The organism is Pseudomonas macauensis (genome assembly GCF_047902425.1).
Classification (GTDB): domain Bacteria; phylum Pseudomonadota; class Gammaproteobacteria; order Pseudomonadales; family Pseudomonadaceae; genus Pseudomonas.
Genome location: NZ_CP138377.1, coordinates 2047450 through 2065245 on the forward strand (window position 1 = coordinate 2047450; position 17796 = coordinate 2065245).

General features: G+C 60.2%; 16 protein-coding genes and 1 pseudogene. 2 read left to right on the forward strand and 15 right to left on the reverse strand.

Annotated features, from left to right (window positions below):
• Window positions 1-84 precede the first annotated feature (84 nt).
• The 9 genes and pseudogenes from SD196_RS09740 to SD196_RS09780 form a co-directional block, all read right to left on the reverse strand.
• Window positions 85-540 (reverse strand): hypothetical protein, encoded by a 456-nt coding sequence (locus SD196_RS09740; protein WP_416311365.1) that lies wholly within the window; start codon window positions 538-540, stop codon window positions 85-87.
• A 22-nt stretch (window positions 541-562) separates the two neighbouring features.
• On the reverse strand, window positions 563-2848 hold the full coding sequence (locus SD196_RS09745; RefSeq protein WP_416311366.1) for a hypothetical protein: 2286 nt from the start codon (window positions 2846-2848) through the stop codon (window positions 563-565).
• A 408-nt stretch (window positions 2849-3256) separates the two neighbouring features.
• Window positions 3257-3829, reverse strand: coding sequence for a hypothetical protein (locus SD196_RS09750; RefSeq protein WP_416311367.1), 573 nt, complete (start codon window positions 3827-3829; stop codon window positions 3257-3259).
• Window positions 3830-3944: 115 nt separating this feature from the next.
• Window positions 3945-4187 carry a hypothetical protein gene (locus tag SD196_RS09755; protein ID WP_416311368.1) on the reverse strand — a complete coding sequence of 81 codons (243 nt, stop codon included), beginning with the start codon at window positions 4185-4187 and terminating at the stop codon, window positions 3945-3947.
• A complete protein-coding gene (locus tag SD196_RS09760; RefSeq protein ID WP_416311369.1) occupies window positions 4187-4684 on the reverse strand; it encodes a hypothetical protein in 498 nt (165 codons plus the stop codon). Before SD196_RS09760 ends, SD196_RS09755 begins: the two co-directional genes overlap by 1 nt.
• Window positions 4685-4699: 15 nt before the next feature.
• Window positions 4700-4855 (reverse strand): hypothetical protein, encoded by a 156-nt coding sequence (locus tag SD196_RS09765; RefSeq protein WP_416311370.1) that lies wholly within the window; start codon window positions 4853-4855, stop codon window positions 4700-4702.
• A 3-nt stretch (window positions 4856-4858) separates the two neighbouring features.
• Window positions 4859-5089: a hypothetical protein gene (locus tag SD196_RS09770; protein WP_416311371.1), complete on the reverse strand. Its 231-nt coding sequence runs from the start codon at window positions 5087-5089 to the stop codon at window positions 4859-4861.
• An 806-nt stretch (window positions 5090-5895) separates the two neighbouring features.
• Window positions 5896-6207, reverse strand: a pseudogene (locus tag SD196_RS09775) (HD domain-containing protein); the annotation flags it as partial.
• Between the two features lie 143 nt (window positions 6208-6350).
• Window positions 6351-7154, reverse strand: a complete 804-nt coding sequence (locus SD196_RS09780) for a helix-turn-helix transcriptional regulator (protein WP_343577884.1) — start codon at window positions 7152-7154, stop codon at window positions 6351-6353.
• Between the two features lie 196 nt (window positions 7155-7350).
• Between SD196_RS09780 and SD196_RS09785 the strand changes: the two genes are divergently transcribed.
• The gene (locus tag SD196_RS09785; protein ID WP_275607858.1) at window positions 7351-8715 is read left to right on the forward strand and encodes an APC family permease; all 1365 of its coding nucleotides are present in this window, start codon (window positions 7351-7353) and stop codon (window positions 8713-8715) included.
• A 15-nt stretch (window positions 8716-8730) separates the two neighbouring features.
• Complete coding sequence (locus tag SD196_RS09790; RefSeq protein ID WP_343577883.1) at window positions 8731-9828, forward strand: P1 family peptidase; 1098 nt, start codon at window positions 8731-8733, stop codon at window positions 9826-9828.
• Between the two features lie 193 nt (window positions 9829-10021).
• Here the strand turns inward: SD196_RS09790 and SD196_RS09795 are convergent, their stop codons facing one another.
• From SD196_RS09795 to SD196_RS09820, 6 genes are all read right to left on the reverse strand, one after another.
• Entirely contained in the window at window positions 10022-11020 is a 999-nt protein-coding gene (locus SD196_RS09795) for a sulfate ABC transporter substrate-binding protein (RefSeq protein ID WP_331320100.1), read from the reverse strand.
• Window positions 11021-11206: 186 nt separating this feature from the next.
• Complete coding sequence (sstT, locus tag SD196_RS09800; protein WP_343577882.1) at window positions 11207-12454, reverse strand: serine/threonine transporter SstT; 1248 nt, start codon at window positions 12452-12454, stop codon at window positions 11207-11209.
• A 205-nt stretch (window positions 12455-12659) separates the two neighbouring features.
• Window positions 12660-13496: a diaminopimelate epimerase gene (dapF, locus tag SD196_RS09805; protein ID WP_343577881.1), complete on the reverse strand. Its 837-nt coding sequence runs from the start codon at window positions 13494-13496 to the stop codon at window positions 12660-12662.
• Window positions 13497-13528: 32 nt separating this feature from the next.
• Window positions 13529-14431 carry an urea transporter gene (locus tag SD196_RS09810; RefSeq protein WP_343577880.1) on the reverse strand — a complete coding sequence of 301 codons (903 nt, stop codon included), beginning with the start codon at window positions 14429-14431 and terminating at the stop codon, window positions 13529-13531.
• 419 nt (window positions 14432-14850) lie between these two features.
• Window positions 14851-16281: a pyruvate kinase gene (gene pyk, locus SD196_RS09815; RefSeq protein WP_331320098.1), complete on the reverse strand. Its 1431-nt coding sequence runs from the start codon at window positions 16279-16281 to the stop codon at window positions 14851-14853.
• On the reverse strand, window positions 16278-17549 hold the full coding sequence (locus SD196_RS09820; protein ID WP_275607851.1) for a glycerate kinase type-2 family protein: 1272 nt from the start codon (window positions 17547-17549) through the stop codon (window positions 16278-16280). Before SD196_RS09820 ends, pyk begins: the two co-directional genes overlap by 4 nt.
• Window positions 17550-17796 lie beyond the last annotated feature (247 nt).

Consider the following 17796-nt stretch of genomic DNA (forward strand, 5'->3'; position numbering starts at 1 on the left):
AATGCAGGAATGATTGTTGCGTGCTTGTTCAATAGAGTGAGGATGCCTCGCAATAGCTCCCCACTATCGAAGATGGGCTCTGTGTTATTCGTCATGGTATTCTTCTCTGTTGTGGTAAATGGGCGGACGATCAGGGGCAGGACTAGGCGGGGGATTACTTCCGTTTGAGTATTTGAGCGTTAGGCTTTGATCCAAGGATTTAAGCCTGTTCAATCTCATGGAGTCGTCTGTGTAACCAATGCACAAGCCATATTGCCTAGCTAAGGCAGCGTTTGTGCTGTAGAACTGTCCATCAAACTTGGTTGTAAGGTTGTTTTCCCTAGCTCTTGCGTTCTGATCGTATTCTTTCATTCGTTTCTCAACGATTTCTTCGACAGCTTGTTGATCAACTCCCTTCCCCAGCATGTTCTGCACGTAGGGCATTAGGACAATAAGTGCACCTGCAAGCCATTTGAGCCATGTAGGGCCGGGGAGGGTGTTGATTAGGTCTGTGAGTTGTTGAGTGTTGCCGCCTGCGTCTGTTGCATTGTTGTCAGCCATTGGCGGTATCCTAAGTTAGTGGTTAACGTCTCTCTGCCTGATTGGCTCTCATTTGGCCGAATGCGTCGCGGAGGGCGTCATGTGTTTCAGACTTGATCACTGGGCCAAGCTGCTGTTGTAGAGCTGCACTATCAACCTTGGAATCAATGTTGAATGTCTGATTGACAGTTACATCAGGAGCCATAACACCGCTAGCAGCTTTATCGGGTGTGTTTAGTCCCATGAATGCTGCTGTTACTGCTTGGATTGATTCAGGCGTCAATGCCACTGTTGGAACAACTGGTCTAGCGTCCATTGGTAGGAAGCTGTTATTCACTTGAGGGACAATCGGAGGGTTCATTAGACGTAGTTGGTCTGGTGTGAACATTGGGGCTCCACCGCCAAGCGTAAAATGGCGTGGGCCATCATCCATTGTCATCATGATAGGAGGCACTGCCTGACCAACTCCCCAATTACGAGAATCTTGAAGTTGTTGATACTGCGCAATCTGTGCATCAAGCGCTGTATCACCCTTGCCAAGAATGAAGCGCCAGAATTTATCAACTGGATCATTCTTTCTTGCACGTAGGTCTTGAAGCTTTGTTGATTTATCCACGTTAGGATCAACAGGGAGAATTAGACTTCCATTAGCAGCGGCGATTGCCTGTGCTTGTTGTTGTGCTGTTTTGTCTGTTCCATCCGCGTTCTTCCCCGTGAGTTCACGAATGAGACCAGCCTTTCCGCGTGTTAGAAGAATGTCCAAATTGAGCATTCCTTCTTTAACAGGCTGCATTGCCTCAGCTAGTTCACGCTCGGAACGAATCAACTCAGCGTTGGCTTGTTCAAGAGCTGTGCTTGAATTCAATGCCTGATCTTGCAAGAAGATTTGGTTGTCTCTCAATTGACGTTGAGCGGCTAGGCTCTTTAGAGAGCGATCAAAGGCTTTTTGATTGTCATTAATAAACTTTGTCCAAGCCTGTTCAAACCATTTGTTGGTAATCCCCTTGCCAGCTTTCAAATCGGCATTGAATTGGCCAATCTGCTTTTCTGCACTAGCTTTCTCAAGCTTGGTGCCTTTCATTGCAGCGGCTGCAAGGTATGGAACAAGGCCGGGGAATCGGTCTGTAATCTGTTCAACGTCAGCAGCGTCAGCACGGCCAGAGGTTTGAAGACGGGTAATCTCTCGGTTCATATCGCGTTGAGCTGCACTATCAAGGCCAGCAATACGGAAGCCCTTTTGGCGTTGCTCCCATTCAGCTTGAATCTTGTCAGCACTCTTACCCATCTTAGACATTACATTGAAGAAGTTACCGAACTCACGAGCACCTTCATTGCTAATCTCTGTTGCGTTTCGTGTAGCAATATCGATGTAAGCTTTACGTGCTTGGCCCTGAACTTTGGAGCTGTCAGATGTGTTCAGGAATGGAGCTTCAAAAGATTGTGCATCAATTGCACCTTGCTGCCGTTGTTCAACACGTTCATTGGCATAACCCAATCCCTTTCCAAGTGCGTACAGGCTTGCTGTAGCAACACCTAGAGCCCCAGTGAATGCACCAACAACAGAGAAGGGGCTGTTAGAGCCGCTGTTGTTACGTGTGGCAAGCCAATGCTGTTGTTTGGCCTGAGCCCATTGAAAGCGTTGTGCACGTTGTTGGGCTGCTTGTGCGAACTGGGCTTGTCGGGCTGCCTGTGCTTGCAAACGAGCTTGATGCATGGCCGCTTTCTGTTGCCCGGCTACTGTCGCCAATTGAATCTGTTGTTGCAGGCGCTGCATCTTCGTTTGTGTAGCTTGATAGGCTGCATTGGCCTTCTGTGTGGCGGCCTGTGTCTTGGCATGAATGGCAGCTAGTCGAGCTTGTTGCATCTGCTGTTGATGTAGTGCTGTAGCAGCGGAAACAGGGCGTCCACGTGGTTTGGGCTGTGCCTGTTGTGCGATGTTCTGTAGCTTGGCAGCTTGAACAGCAGAAACTTGTTTCGCAGCAACAGAGGGCGGGATTCTCCCGCTAGCCTTCTGGCCTGTAGCCTTGAGAGTCTTCTGCTGTTTCAACTCAGCTTGGAATGTCTTACGGCGTTGAGCCTCTAGGGCCTTTTCTGCACGAAGCTCGCGCTCCAGGGCACGGATGTACTTCTCTTTTGCTGCAAGCTGTTTGGAAGCATCCAAGCCCATGTTCTTTGCCATTTGCTGGGACATTTGTTCGTATTGCTTGCCGAACTGCTGCATTTTCTTTGCAACATTGTCTAGCTTACGGGAGAAGGCTTGTAGTTTTGCCATGCCTTCGATATCTAGGATTAGCTTTCCAGATAGCTTGGCGATTGTGTCGCTGATCATGGGCACCTCTTATTGTGGTCGTGTTGCGTCCCACGATTTGAAATATGGAATGGGGCAGTAACAACTAATGTAATGATTGAGTGTCTTCTTGAATGTTGTTCGCTGGCCTTTCTTGATCACTTGTTTGTAATCATCGATCCAGCCAAGAGATTTGGAGTGCTCAAGGTATGCTTCGAACATCTTCAATGTTTCTGGTGCTGCACTGAAGAGAAGGGCCTTTCCATAGGAAAGTGTCCACCAGCAATAATCGAATGGAAGGACGCACCCGTAATGCCATTCAAGGTGTTTGCGGAACTGTCGAAATACGATTGGAATGCTTGCTGTGTCGTCCCCGACGATGTACATAACAACTCTGGAGCGACGTTCTAGAACTTTGTCAATTTGCTTTTTAAATGGAATCTTCATTAATTACCTCTGCTGGGCTGCTCGCTTCATAAGTTCAGCCTGCGTGAATTGATGGAGACTAATTGTCTCGTTCATCTCGTAGATAGCCTCTAGCGTGCAATGATTGTGCAATGTGTAATAATCAACTTTGCACACTTCGCTAGTGAGAATTCGATATACAAGATTGTGTTGTGAATAAGCTTGGAATGCTTTTGTCACGCTCTGGGGGAGTGAGCTTTGTTCGGAGTCTTGCGGAGGGGTGAAATACTTATCAGGATTCTCAAGAAGAAATCCAAATGTAAACAACAGAATGTCATAAACAAGCGTGCAGATTGTCAGAGAGTCGTTTGCGGTAAAGCTCTCAATATCAATCGGCTCGTTATTGCTTGTTGTGTATTTCAAGAAGAGTGCTAGGTCTTCTTCAGTGTTGTCACTCAGGATATCTATGTAAGCGACAGGGCCTAGCGTCTTGTAAGACTCAGAAACTTTCGTAAAGCGTTCCCAGATGCGAGGCAGCATTTCTAGCGCCTCAACACCGGGAAACTGTTGTGTGACAAATGTGCATCCAAGAGCTTTGATAGTCTTGGATGGCAGCATGTGTTAACTCTCTTTAGAGAACTTCTTTAGAAGAGCGTCTAGCTTCTCAGGGGAAACGGTCTTCTGAATGAGTTCTCGCATTCTTAGCTTGCGGAACTCCTTTCGTAGCTCTTCATCAATGTTGTGCATACTTCTTCTCCAGAATCTCGGTAGTCTTATCAATGACAATTTCGCGTTGATAATCACGCATTAGAGACTCAAGTTTTTGGTGCCAACTGTAGAGGTCATCGATTCCGTAAAGCTGTCCAGCAGCATTTGCATAAGCTACAGGGTCATTCTGGAATACGTTTGCAAGGATATTGTTTTTGTACTCTTGAATGGCCTGTTTTGTAACACGGCGAATATTGTCTTTATTCATTAGCGGGCTCCTCTTACTTTTGCTGTAGCTAGTTCGCGTAGGGCTTCACGGCGTTGCATATCTTCTGCACGTTGTAGGCGGGCAATCTCCGCATCAATCTCGCGTTGAATGGCCAGTTCTTCAGCAGCAGCGGCAGTAGCGACGTTCTCTGCGATTCGGGCCTTGTATTGTTCATCAACATCAGCGAAGACTTTCTTTAAGTCTTGTTCCTGATTGGATGCAGGCTTCATGAAGTAGACAGTGTGGTAAGGACCAGCACCAACGGGGAATACTTCGCGGATGGCTGTGTATCCTTGGGCCGCAAGTTCAAGGGTCTTGAAGATTGCTTCTTCCATACCACTAAAGATGAACTGCTCTTTCGCGCCATAACCAATCTCGTTGGTTACAGGGTCGCGGCCAGAGTAGCCAATCTCATATTCAAACTTGGCTGTGTCTTTCAGGCGGGTCAGTTCTGCTTTGTCTGCTTTCAAAGATTGTGTTTGTACGTTTACTCTCATTTTGGGTTTCCTTGATTATCTGTCTTTGGCGTATGTGAACATTAGTGCTTGTAGAATATGAACATTGTTGCGAATTGCTGCTTCTTTGGCTCTGCTATCCCCAGAGCGTTCTGCTTGTTGCAATTGAATGATGATGTTGCGTAGTTGTGTGTCAGCGAATTCTAGTGTCATGTTTCACTCCATAATAAGTTTGTGTCGGCGAACGTAGTTCAGGTAAGCAATCGTGTTGCCTTTGTTGAGCAATTGGTTTGCATAACTCTTTTTGAGTCGAAGGGAGAGGGCTTGTAGAGCCTTCATTGTTTCCTCCCTGCGTTTTGCTGCTACTGCCAATTCTTCTGGGCTTGGTTGAAGAGGCTGGGGCTGTTGCACGTTGATATTGATAGTGATGTTTACATTGATGCTCATTGTGCAATCTCCATTACAGCGAGAATGGAGAAGAGAACTGCACCGACAATGCACATTGGAATAAAAATCATGGTAGTTACCTTTGTTTGCGTTAGATTGGGCGTTGTTGTGTTTTATTAGGCTGCTTGTTGCTGCTTCTTGTGGAAGTCTTTGCAACGGCATACGGTAGAGCAGTATTTGTGCGAGTCTCGAATACTCAAGAACTCTTTTTTACAGAAGATACAAATCCGTTGGATGCGCATATTGGCTCCTATGTCTGTTGTTGTTGAACGTGAACGTGAACGTATGAAGGACGAAAGAAAGGGCAAATACCTCTCGTGGAGTATTTGCCCAATCTAACGCACCGGAGATTGATTAATTTAATGTAAGCGACTTTTCTGGTTGTGGTCGCTTGGCACAAGGAGGCTGCCTGTTAACTAACTCCAACCTTGAGAGAAAAAGTTAGCCAACACCAGAGCTACGTTTCCCAGACGTAATAAAGGAACCAAACAGAGAAACTGTCTGGTTAAAAGAAGTTACACAAGTGCAACTTATAAGAACTGGGGAGGGAGTGAAACTGAGGAAGAAACCTTAACCCTATGTAGGTATTATATACCCTAATTCTATTCTGTCAAGCCTTTTATTTCATAGTTCTAGCAGTATACCTGATCGGCTCAAGTGCTTGCAACTGCTGGCGCTGGGCGGTGTTAGGGCGAAATCAGGGGCAGGGCTTGAGCCCACGGATTACGGGGCTTTCAGGGGTTTGGCACATGATCGTGTGACTGAGAATTCTTGTTAAATCATCATTGTATTGCACACCTAGTCCTGACGAACGGCTTGAGGATGGCCGCGGCAATGTCGGCGTGGTTGAACGAGCCCAGAGTGTCGCCGATGTCGTGGAGCAGGGCGCAGACCACGTACTCCTCGTCGCGACCGTCGCGGTGGGCCAGGGTGGCGGTCTGCAGCGAGTGGGTCAGGCGGTCCACCGGGAAGCCGCCGAAGTCGCCGTCGAGCAGGCGCAGGTGGGTGAGGATGCGGTCGGGCAGCAGGGCGGCGTACTGGGCGAAGTCCTTGGCGATGATCGCCCAGTCTTCGGCGCTGCCGTCTTCCATGTGGGTGAAGCTGGCGCGTGCGTTCATCGGGCTGTGCTCTTGTGATTGTCAGGGGGATGGCACGACCCTGAGTCTAGAACCGGCGAGTGATGGCGCTAGTGGCCTGGCGCGCCAGCCGGGTGTCCCGGCAGCCCGTGAATGCTTCGTCAGCAGCGACGTCGATGATGGCCTCAGGGGTTCTCCGGATCGTGTCCCAGTGACTGCAGGAACAGCGAGAACAGCTCCGGCTGGGAGGAGATGTCGAGCTTGTTGTACAGGTGGCGGCGATGGACCTTGACGGTCTCCGGGGAGATCGCCAGGCGCTCGGCCATCGCCTTGGAGGAGTAACCCCGCAGGATCAGCCGGGCGATCTCCAGCTCGCGTTCGGAGAGCACGCCGGCGCCGAAGTGGCTCAGCGCGTCGCGCACCTGGGTCGCCACGCCGTCGCTGGTGGCCGGCAGCAGGCGTTGGCTGCGCTGTTGCCAGTGCTGCTGCATCAGCGCCAGTACCCAGGGGCAGAGCATCGCCAGCAGGCCGGTCTGTTCGGCGTCGTACAGCCGGCGCATGCCCAGTGACAGCGACAGCGCGCCCTGGCCGGGCAGTTGCAGGATGAACTGCACCTCATCCTCCAGCACGTTGTCGTGGAAGTAGCTGAGGAAGTATTCGCTCTGACGGAACTGGTCCGGGGAGATTTCCTCCAGTCGATAAAGCCCGCTGGGTACGCCCTCGCGGCAGGCCTGATAAAAGGGGTCGAGCTGGTACAGGCCGTCGAGGTAGATGGCCATCGCCGCGGGCCCGGCCGTGGGCTCGGCGTCGTATTCCTCCAGCGCCACCGGCGTGCCGTGGGCGGGGTAGAACATCGCCAGGGCGTTATCGAACGGCAGCCATTGGTGCAGCAGCAGGACCAACTGCTTCCAGAAGCGCGGCTGGCCGATCTGCTCGACGGTGCGGCCGAGGTTGGCGTGCATGCCGACCTCACGGAACAGGCTGTGCATGCGTTGGCTCCCCGTGGATTCGGCCCACGGTTTCCTCCTTTTACCTGCCCGCCGTCAAGGGGGCGTAACCCCAAATGGTGATTGGCCGCCACTGCCGCCGTGCCCAGACTGCACCCCACGCAGCGCCCGGAGAGAGGGCGCGACAAGGTCTTCGTTCCTACCTCAACCACCAATAACAACACGAGGAAACAACGATATGAGCGCTTCCCCTGCGCCACAGAGCGCGCTCAAGCCCAGCCTGGGCGTGCTCGATGTAGTCGCCATCACCGTCTCGGCGGTCACCCCCGCCAGTTCCGTGTTCGTCATCGCGCCCTTCGCCATCCAGCAGGCCGGCAGCGGTGCCTTCCTGGCCTTCGTCATCGCCGGCTTCCTGGCCCTGATGTTCGCCTGGTGCTATGCCGAACTGGGCCGCGCCCACAGTTCCGCCGGCGGCGAGTACGTCTACGCCAAGCGCGTGTTCGGCGGCCTCGCCGGCTACGCCACCTTCCTCACCGTGCTGGTCTCGCTGCTGTTCATCCCGCCGGTACTGGCCACCGGCGCCGCGACATACCTCAACAGCGCACTGGGTACGAACTTCGACACCCAGACCGTGGCCCTGGCGATCGTTGCCGCCAGCTATGTGCTGGGCATTCTCAACATCCGCGTCAACGCCTGGATCACCGGTGTCTTCCTGCTCTGCGAAGTGGCTGCGCTGCTGGTGATCGTGGTGCTGGGCTTCGGCCACGTCAGCCAGCCGGTGAGTGTGCTGCTGCAGCCGCAGCACATCGATGGCGGCGTGCTGGCCGCCGCACCCTGGGCTTTGGTGATCGGCGCCGTGGGTACGGCACTGTTCTCCTACAACGGTTTCGGCGGCGCGGTGCTGCTGGCCGAGGACATGAAGTGCGGCGGGCGCAACGTGCACCGCGCGGTGATCTGGTCGCTGGCGCTGGTGGTGGGCATCGAGATCGTGCCGCTGATCGCCCTGCTGCTGGGCGCACCCTCGCTGCAGGAGATGATCGCCAGCCCCGACCCGGTCGGTTACCTGCTCACTGCCCATGGCAACGAAACGCTGTCGCGGCTGGTCAGCGCCGGCATCTTCCTCTCGGTATTCAACGCCATCGTCGCCATCGTCATTCAGGTCGGCCGGGTGATCTTCAGCAGCGGTCGCGACGAGCTGTGGACGCCGCTGATGAACCGCGCCTTCACCCGCATCCATCCGCGCTGGGAATCGCCCTGGCTGGCGACGCTGTTCCTCGGCATCCCGTCGGCGGCCCTGAGCTTCAGTTCGAACCTGGAGGAGCTGACCTCCTTCACCGTGCTGCTGCTGGTCATGGTCTACCTGGTGGTGGCGCTCTGCGCGCTGTTCAGCCGCGTGCTGCGCCGCGACCGCGAACACCCCTACCACATGCCGCTGTGGCCGCTGCCGGCGATGCTGGCGGTGATCGGCTCCGGCTACCTGTTGCTCAACCTGCTACTGGACGCTTCCTCGCGGGACGTCATGATCATTGTCGGGATACTGGCCGTGTCGGTGATTCTCTACGGCACCTACGGCAAGCTCAGCCCGGCCTTCCAGAAGCTGTAAATCGAAGGAGACAGCATGCGCGCTCGTCAACTCGGCATCACCCTGGGCCTGGGCACCCCCGGCCCGTTCAATGCCATCACCGATGTCCCCGGCATTCGGGTCGGCCACAGCACCCTGATCGGCGAGCGCGACGGCCGCGCCGTGCGCACCGGGGTCACGGTGGTCCAACCGCGCGACGGCGCGGCACGGCGGCAACCCTGTTTCGCCGGCTGCCATGTGCTCAACGGCAACGGCGACGCCACCGGCCTGGAATGGATTCGCGAGGCGGGGCTGCTGACCACGCCGATCGCCATCACCAACACCCACAGCGTGGGCGCGGTGCGCGACGCGCTGATCGCCGCCGAGCATGCCGAACTGGCGGACCCGTCCATCTACTGGTGCATGCCGGTGGTGATGGAGACCTTCGACGGCCTGCTGAACGACATCTGGGGGCAGCATGTCGGTCCGGACCAGGTGCGTGAGGCCCTGGCCGCCGCCGAGTCCGGCCCGGTGCGGGAAGGCCCTGTGGGCGGTGGTACGGGGATGATCTGCCATGAGTTCAAGGGCGGCATCGGCACCTCCTCGCGTCGGCTGCCGGCGGAGCAGGGCGGCTGGACCGTCGGCGCGCTGGTGCAGGCCAACCACGGCCAGCGTCGCGAGCTGCGGGTGGATGGCTACCCGGTCGGCCGCCACTTGGCTGACCTGCCTTCGCCCTTCGCCGAACAGGGCACGCCGGGGATGGGCTCCATCGTGGTGATCCTTGCCACCGATGCGCCGCTGCTGCCGCACCAGTGCCAGCGCCTGGCCCAGCGCGCCTCGCTGGGCATCGCCCGCACGGGTGGCGGTACGGATGATTCCAGTGGCGATATCTTCCTCGCCTTCGCCACCGGCAACCGCGACCTGCCGCCGGCGGATTACGGGCGCAAGGAGCTGCCCTTCGCTACGGCGCTGGAGATGGTCAACAACGACCACATCTCGCCGCTGTTCGCCGCCGCCGCCGAAGCGGTGGAGGAGGCCATCGTCAATGCGCTGCTGGCCGGGTGCGACATGCGTACCGACGACGGCGTGCTGGTGCCGGCGTTGAGCGGCGAGCGGTTGCTGGCGGCCTTGCGCGAAGCCGGCTGGTGCGGCTGAGGCCCTGTCGAGCGCTCGGCGGGCTGGCAAAACCTGTAGGAGCGAGCTTGCTCGCGAACGAATTTCCCGGCGGCAGCGGAGTTGGGTGGGTTCGCGAGCAAGCTCGCTCCTACGGAAAGCACTTTCGTGCCATGAAAAAAAGCCGGAGCTGCTGGGCAGCTCCGGCTTCGTTGTTGGAAGCAGGTATCCCCAATCAGTTCGGGGTATAGATCTGATCGAACACGCCACCGTCGACGAAGTGGGTCTTCTGCACGGTGCGCCAGTCGCCGAAGGTCTTCTCCACGGAGAAGAAGTCCACTTTCGGGAAGCGGTCGGAGAACTTGGCGAGGATTTCCGGGTTGCGCGGGCGCAGGTAGTTGTTTGCGGCGATGGTCTGGCCTTCGTCGGACCACAGGTACTTCAGGTAGGCCTCGGCCTCGGCGCGGGTGCCTTTCTTGTCGACCACCTTGTCGACCACGGCCACCGGCGGCTCGGCTTCGGCGGAGACGCTCGGGTAGACCACTTCGAAGCCGCCCCGGCCGAACTCGCGGGCGATCATCTCGGCTTCGTTCTCGAAGGTCACCAGTACGTCGCCGATCTGGTTCTGCATGAAGGTGGTGGTCGCCGCGCGGCCGCCGGTATCGAGCACCGGCACGTGCTTGAACAGCTGGCCGACGAATTCCTTGGCCTTGGCTTCATCGCCACCGTTCTTCAGGGTGTAGCCCCAGGCGGAGAGATAGGTGTAGCGGCCGTTGCCGGAGGTCTTGGGGTTCGGCACCACGACCTGCACGCCGTCCTTGAGCAGGTCCGGCCAGTCCTTCAGACCCTTGGGGTTGCCCTTGCGCACGATGAACACGGTGGCGGAGGTGAAGGGGGCGCTGTTGTTGGGCAGGCGTGCGGCCCAGTCCTTGGGCACCAGGCCGCCGTTGTCGGCCAGGGCGTCGATGTCGGTGGCCTGGTTCATCGTGATGACGTCGGCCGGCAGACCGTCGATCACCGCGCGGGCCTGCTTGCTGGAACCGCCGTGGGACATCTGGATGACGATGTTCTGGCCTTTCTCGGCCTGCCAGTGCTTCTGGAAGGCGGCGTTATAGTCCTTGTAGAAGTCGCGCATCACGTCGTACGAGACGTTGAGCAGGGGCTGGGCGGCCTGGGCCGCGGAGGCCAGGGCGAGGCCAGCGGCCAGCAGCGAGGCGCTGAACAGTCGTTTCACGATCCGATCCTTTTGGCAGTGTTGTTGGGGGGATTATGCCGTCGGGTTATATGGCCTTTAAATACTTAAAGGCTATTTGCTTATTCACCGCGTGCACGCGGGCAGCCGGAGATCGCAGCGTGATCAGCCTGCTGGGCGGGGGAATAGGTCGTGGGACGGCGGGGTGGGCCGCCGTCCCGGCCGGGGTCAGGCGCGTTCGCCGGCCTCGGCGCTGTCGGTGTCGCCCTCGGCCAGGCAGGCCGCGGCGGTGAACAGCACGTCGGTGGAGGAGTTCAGCGCGGTTTCCGCCGAGTCCTGGAGGATGCTGATGACGAAGCCGACGGCCACCACTTGCATGGCGACTTCGCTGGAGATGCCGAACAGGCCGCAGGCCAGCGGGATCAGCAGCAGCGAGCCGCCGGCCACGCCGGAAGCGCCACAGGCGCAGAGCGAGGCCACCACGCAGAGCAGCAGGGCGCTGGGCAGGTCGACGACGATGCCCAGGGTATTGGCCGCCGCCAGGCTGAGCACGCTGATGGTAATGGCGGCACCGGCCATGTTGATGGTGGCGCCCAGCGGAATGGAGACCGAGTAGGTGTCCTCATGCAGGCCCAGGCGTTCGCACAACTGCAGGTTGACCGGGATGTTGGCCGCCGAACTGCGAGTGAAGAACGCGGTGACGCCGCTTTCGCGCAGGCAGGTGAATACCAGCGGGTATGGGTTTCGGCGCAGCTTGACGAAGACGATCAGCGGGTTGACCACCAGCGCGACGAACACCATGCAGCCCAGCAGAACGGTGAGCAGGCGCAGGTAGCCCAGCAAGGCGTCGAATCCGGATTCGGCCAGGGTGCTGGCGACCAGGCCGAAGATGCCCAGGGGGGCGAAGGCGATGACGACGCGCACGATCAGCGTTACGCCGTTGGCCAGGTCATCCACCAGATCGCGGGTGGTCTGGCGGGCATAGCGCAGGGCGATGCCCAGGCCGACTGCCCAGCCGAGGATGCCGATGAAGTTGGCTTCCAGCAGCGCTTTCACCGGGTTGGTGGCGATGCTGAACAGCAGGGTGTTGAGCACTTCGCCAATGCCGCCGGGCGGTGTGGAGTCCGCTGCCGCCGCGGCCTTGAGAACCAGGGTGGAGGGGAAGGCGAAGCTGGCAGCCACCGCCACCAGGGCGGCGGCGAAGGTACCCATGAGGTACAGCAGCAGGATCGGCCGGATATGAGTGCGCTGGCCCTGCTTGTGGTTGGCGATGGAGGACATCACCAGTACCAGAACGAGTACTGGCGCGACTGCCTTCAGAGCCGAAATGAACAGGTTACCGAGCAGGCTGACCGCACGTGCCGCCTCGGGCCAGATCAGGGCCAGGGCGATGCCCAGGAGCATGCCGATGAAAATCCGCATGACCAGGCTGGTGCGCTTGAGTCGCTGCAGGAAGGTGGGGGCTGGAAGAGTCATGACATCTTTCGCTGCGTTGGAATGGGAACGCGCCCTGTGCCGGGCGCGGAAGGGGGCGGATTATGCCGTCTGCGTCGAGGAATTGCGCGGTTACCCGTCGATTGAGCGCCAGGTTCCGCTCTGGTACATGCCGGATGGCAGTCTGAATGAGGGGGCGCTGACCGGCATTGATCCACGACGGTTACAACGGGATTAGCGGCAGTGGTCAGCTGAGGTCGCTGAACGACTCCGGGTCGAGGTCGATACTGGCGACCCGTTGCACCGCGCCACGCATGGTCACCCGGAAGTCGTCCGCGACACGGATATTCAGCAGTCCGCCGGCCAGGTGCAGGTCGATGTGCTCCTCGCACAGGCCCAGGCGCCGTGCCACGGCGGCGGCCGCGCAGCTGCTGGTGCCGGAGGACAGGGTGTAGCCGGCGCCGCGCTCCCAGATTTCCACGCGCAGGGCGTTGCAGCCCAGCCACTCGACGAACTGCACGTTGGTGCGCCGCGGGAACAGCGGATGACGTTCCAGCAGCGGGCCGAGGCGGCAGGCCAGTTCGCGGCTGGTCCGCTCGACGAACACCACGCAATGCGGGTTGCCCATGGACACCGCATTGATCTTCAGCGCTTCGCCATCGATTTCCAGCGGGTAGCCCAGGGCCTCCGGCGCATCGATCAGCACCGGTATGGCCGCGCTGGCGAACTCGGCGCGGCCCATGGAAACCTCTACGGTGCGCCCTTCGTCGAATACCTGGCTGGTGACGGTGCCGCCGGCGGTGACGATGTCGAACGGCTGGTCGGCGACCAACCCGCAGTCCCACAGGTAGCGGGAGAAGATGCGCAGACCGTTGCCGCTCTTCTCCGCCTCGGAGCCGTCCGGGTTGAGAATGCGCAGGCCGAAGGCGCTGTCGGTGTGCTGCGCCAGCAGGATGCCGTCGGAGCCTATGCCGAAGTGGCGGTCACAGACGCGGCCGATCTGCGCCGCCGTCAGGGCGAACGGCGCGTCGCCCGCATGGACCAGGTAGTCGTTGCCCAGAGCCTGGTATTTCACGAAGTGCATGGCCGCGATCCGTCGCTGAACGAAGTCCTCGACTATACACGGGGACCGGCGCTTTCCGAATGCAGGTTGCGCAGCAGCGTCGACAGCAGGCGCTGACCCAGGATCACCAGCCAGCAGGCGAAGATGAACGGCGCCGTGAATGCCGGCAGGCCGATCAGCGCAAAGCACGGCTGCAGCAGGACGGCGAGCAGGATGCCGCACAGCGGCGCCAGCGCGCTGCGGTAGCGCAGCGACAGGGCAATGCCGGCCAGGGCGCCGTTCAGCCCGAGCAGGCCGGCTTGTGCCGAGGAGGCCGGCAGGCCGAACAGCGGCGCGATGACCAGCGCGCCGGCGGCGCCGGCCAGGGCCCAGAAGGCGGCGCGGCGATCGGCCAGCAACAGGCCGAGGGCGATGGTCAGGCCGGCCAGCGGCTCGCCGAGGAATATCACTTCGCCAAAGCCCAGCGCCGTCGAGTCCAGCAGCGGGTTCAACGTGCCGCAGGACAGGCAGGCGAGACCGTCCGCCGGGGCCAAGCCGATCGCATTGCCGAGCGCCACCGAGATCCAGCCCAGCAGCACGAAGGCCGAGGTGTAGGCCGGCAGGCCCAGGCGCCGGCGCGACTGGCGCAGCAGTACGGCCTGTACCGCGACGCTGGTAAGGATGGCGGCGACAGTCAGCATCACCAGGCCCAGCGACCACTGGAACTGGAAGGGCAGCAGCAGGCCGATGAGGGTCGGGTTGTAGTCGTGCAGGCCGGCGTCGATATCCGCCTGCGGCTCGCGGACGAAGCGCGCGGTGAGCGGGCCGAGCAGGGCGCCCAGCAACGCGCCGGGCAGCAGCTGCGGCGCGGACCAGGCGATGGTCAGCAGCAGGATCAGGCCGAAGCGGGCGTCGGCCTGCAGGTAGATCTGGCCGAAGCCGACCAGGCGGGTGCGGAGCAACTGATTGAGGGGCATTGGGGGTCTGGGCAGTGGAAAGTGATTCCGCAGCGCCTCGTGGGGTGTGGAGCTTCAAGGCTCCATCGGCGGGTGCTGCGTGAGCATTGTGTGACGCCGCCATACGGAGCCGCGCCACGGGGTTGGAAAAAGAAAAGAGGCTGTCGGCGGGATCACCGCCAACAACCTCGAAATTCCATGGCCAGCATGGGAGTTGCTCGTGGGGGGCCATGGACCGACAAGCATTCGGTCAAGGTCAAACCCGGACGGACGGGGACGCGGCCCCGTATTCCCGGCCCCGTCCGTCCGGGAGTGACTCGGTGCGGAGGCACGCCATGGGGCGTGGCTCCAGAACTCGGTGTTTCCTGTGACTCTTCGTATCCTTCACCCGAGCCGTCTCCCGGAGGGAGAGGGCTGGGGTGAGGGCGCTCTTCTGACGCTTAACCTTCCAGTGCCGGCGCGATCGTCTCGATGCGCAGCATGTTGGTGCTGCCCGGCTGGCCGAAGGGCACGCCGGCGGTGACCACCACGGTGTCGCCACGGCGCGCCATGCGCTGGGCCAGGGCGATGTCCAGGGCGGTGGAGCAGATCTCGTCGACATGGGCGAGCTGCGCATTGACCACCGAGTGCACGCCCCAGGCCACGGTCAGGCGGCGGGCGGACTTCAGCTGCGGCGTCAGGCTCAGGATCGGTGCTTTGGGACGCTCGCGGGAGGCGCGCAGGGTCGAGGCGCCGGACTCGGTGTAGTTCACCAGCACCGCTACCGGCAGGATGCGGCTGATCCGGCGGATGGCGCAGCTGATGGCGTCGGAGACGGTGGCGTCCGGTTCCGGGCGGTTGAGTTCGAGCTGGGCCTGGTAGTCCGGCTCGGCCTCTACCTGGCGGATGATCTTCGCCATCATTTCCACCGATTCACGCGGGTACTGGCCCGAGGCACTCTCGGCGCTGAGCATCACGCAGTCGGCGCCTTCGCTGACGGCGGTGGCCACATCGGTCACCTCGGCGCGGGTCGGCGCCGGGGAGAAGCGCATGGACTCCAGCATCTGGGTCGCCACCACCACCGGACGGCCGAGCTGGCGGCAGACCTGGATGATGCGCTTCTGGATACCCGGTACGCTCTCGGCCGGCATCTCCACGCCGAGGTCGCCACGGGCGACCATGATCGCGTCGGACAGGCGGGCGATGGCTTCGATGGACTGCACCGCCGAAGGCTTCTCGATCTTGGCCATGAGAAAGGCCTTGTCGCCGATCAGCGAACGGGCTTCCTCGATGTCTTCGGGACGCTGCACGAAGGACAGCGCGACCCAGTCCACGCCCAGCTCCAGACCGAAGTCCAGGTCACGGCGGTCCTTGGCGGTCAGCGGGCTGAGCTTGAGCACGGCTTCGGGCACGTTGACGCCCTTGCGGTCAGACAGCTCGCCGCTGTTCATTACGCGGGTCTCGATGGCGTCGGCGTGGGCGTTGACCACCTGCAGACGAATCTTGCCGTCGTCCAGCAGCAGGCTCATGCCCGGCTCCAGCGCCTGGATGATCTCCGGATGGGGCAGGTTGACGCGCTTCTCGTCGCCCGGTACGTCGCTGAGGTCCAGGGTGAAGCTCTGGCCCTTCTCCAACTGCACCGCGCCGTTGGCGAAGCGGCCGACACGCAGTTTCGGGCCCTGCAGGTCCATGAGGATGCCGATGGGGTAATCCAGCTCGGCTTCCACTTCACGGACCCAGGCGAAACGCTGGGCGTGGTCGCTGTACTCGCCGTGGCTGAAGTTCAGGCGGAACAGGTTGGCGCCGGCTTCCACCAGGGCGCGGATGTCGTCACGGCTTTTGATCGCCGGGCCCAGGGTCGCCAGAATCTTTACTTTTTTATCCGGAGTCATTTGTCGTTCTCGAGGACCAGGATGGCGCGGAAGTCGTTGACGTTGGTACGGGTCGGCTTGGTGATCACCAGGTCGCCCAGTTCGGCGAAGAAGCCGTAGCCGTTGTTGTTGTCGAGCTCGTGCAGCGGGTTGAGGCCGGCCTTGGCGGCGCGCTTGTAGCTGCACGGACTCATCAGGGCACCGGCGTTGCTTTCCATGCCGTCGATGCCGTCGGTGTCCCCCGCCAGGGCCCAGATGTTCGGTTCACCCTTGAGGTCGGCGGTGAGGCTGAGGAGGAATTCTGCGTTGCGTCCGCCACGGCCGTTGCCGCGTACGGTCACGGTGGTCTCGCCACCGGAGAGGATCAGGCAGGGCGCCTTCATGGGCTGACCATGCTTGCGGATCTGCCGGGCGATACCGGCGTGGACCTTGGCCACCTCGCGGGATTCGCCTTCCAGGTCGCCCAGGATCAAGGTCGGGATGCCGGCGGCTTCGGCCTTGGCGGCCACCGCGTCGAGGGCATGCTGGGGCGTGGCGATCAGCGTGAAGTGGCTGCGCGACAGGCACTCGTCGCCGGGTTTGACGGTTTCCGAGCGCGGGTCTTCCAGCCAGGCACGTACATTCGCCGGGACTTCGATGCCATAGCGCTTGAGGATGGCCAGGGCGTCGGCAGAGGTGGTCGGGTCGCCCACGGTGGGGCCGGAGGCGATCACTGTGGCTTCGTCGCCGGGCACGTCGGAAATCGCGTAGGTATACACGCTGGCCGGCCAGCAGGCGCGGGCCAGGCGGCCGCCCTTGATGGCGGAGAGGTGCTTGCGCACGCAGTTCATTTCGCTGATCGCTGCGCCCGATTTCAGCAGCGCCTTGTTCACGCTGCGCTTGTCGTCGAGGCTGATGCCTTCGGCCGGCAGGGCGAGCAGGGCGGAGCCGCCACCGGAGAGCAGGAAGATCACCCGGTCGTTCTCGGTCAGGCCGCTGATCAGTTCCAGCACGCGACGCGCGACGCGCTCACCGGCGTCGTCCGGCACCGGGTGCGAGGCTTCCACCACTTCAATGCTGCGGCACTCGGCGCCGTAGCCGTAGGGCGCCACGACCAGGCCCTGGACCTGGCCGTTCCAGTGTTTCTCGGCGACTTCGGCCATGGCCCCGGCGGCTTTGCCGGCGCCGATGACGATGGTGCGGCCGCCCTTGTCGGTGGGCAGGTGCTGCGCCAGTACCTGGGCCGGATGCGCGGCGGCGATGGCGGTGTCGAACAGCTCGCGCAGGAAGGCGCGTGGGTCCAGGCTCATGACAGGCTCCCGTGATTCTTGTTGTGGTGTTCCATGGCTCAGGCTTCTGCTTGCAGAAGACTCAGCGATGGAATCGAACGCCCCGGCCGGCGAGGCCGTGATTCCCTACGGCCGGGTGTTCGAATCGCTCTGCAGCGTGACGGGCGACGCCACTCCCATAACCTCGCCCGGCACCTTGCTCTTGCTGGCGGATAACGCCGTTGGCGTTATGCGCCCTACGCCTTGCTCTTCGTAGGATGGGTATCGC

What these genes read in the sequence shown, in the direction of transcription:
- SD196_RS09760 (WP_416311369.1), bottom strand. Translation starts at nt 4,684, where the DNA reads ATGAGAGTAAACGTACAAACACAATCTTTGAAAGCAGACAAAGCAGAA.
- SD196_RS09755 (WP_416311368.1), bottom strand. Translation starts at nt 4,187, where the DNA reads ATGAATAAAGACAATATTCGCCGTGTTACAAAACAGGCCATTCAAGAG.
- SD196_RS09740 (WP_416311365.1), bottom strand. Translation starts at nt 540, where the DNA reads ATGGCTGACAACAATGCAACAGACGCAGGCGGCAACACTCAACAACTC.
- SD196_RS09780 (WP_343577884.1), bottom strand. Translation starts at nt 7,154, where the DNA reads ATGCACAGCCTGTTCCGTGAGGTCGGCATGCACGCCAACCTCGGCCGC.
- SD196_RS09785 (WP_275607858.1), top strand. Translation starts at nt 7,351, where the DNA reads ATGAGCGCTTCCCCTGCGCCACAGAGCGCGCTCAAGCCCAGCCTGGGC.
- SD196_RS09745 (WP_416311366.1), bottom strand. Translation starts at nt 2,848, where the DNA reads ATGATCAGCGACACAATCGCCAAGCTATCTGGAAAGCTAATCCTAGAT.
- SD196_RS09790 (WP_343577883.1), top strand. Translation starts at nt 8,731, where the DNA reads ATGCGCGCTCGTCAACTCGGCATCACCCTGGGCCTGGGCACCCCCGGC.
- pyk (WP_331320098.1), bottom strand. Translation starts at nt 16,281, where the DNA reads ATGACTCCGGATAAAAAAGTAAAGATTCTGGCGACCCTGGGCCCGGCG.
- dapF (WP_343577881.1), bottom strand. Translation starts at nt 13,496, where the DNA reads ATGCACTTCGTGAAATACCAGGCTCTGGGCAACGACTACCTGGTCCAT.
- SD196_RS09750 (WP_416311367.1), bottom strand. Translation starts at nt 3,829, where the DNA reads ATGCTGCCATCCAAGACTATCAAAGCTCTTGGATGCACATTTGTCACA.
- SD196_RS09765 (WP_416311370.1), bottom strand. Translation starts at nt 4,855, where the DNA reads ATGACACTAGAATTCGCTGACACACAACTACGCAACATCATCATTCAA.
- SD196_RS09820 (WP_275607851.1), bottom strand. Translation starts at nt 17,549, where the DNA reads ATGAGCCTGGACCCACGCGCCTTCCTGCGCGAGCTGTTCGACACCGCC.
- sstT (WP_343577882.1), bottom strand. Translation starts at nt 12,454, where the DNA reads ATGACTCTTCCAGCCCCCACCTTCCTGCAGCGACTCAAGCGCACCAGC.
- SD196_RS09810 (WP_343577880.1), bottom strand. Translation starts at nt 14,431, where the DNA reads ATGCCCCTCAATCAGTTGCTCCGCACCCGCCTGGTCGGCTTCGGCCAG.
- SD196_RS09770 (WP_416311371.1), bottom strand. Translation starts at nt 5,089, where the DNA reads ATGAGCATCAATGTAAACATCACTATCAATATCAACGTGCAACAGCCC.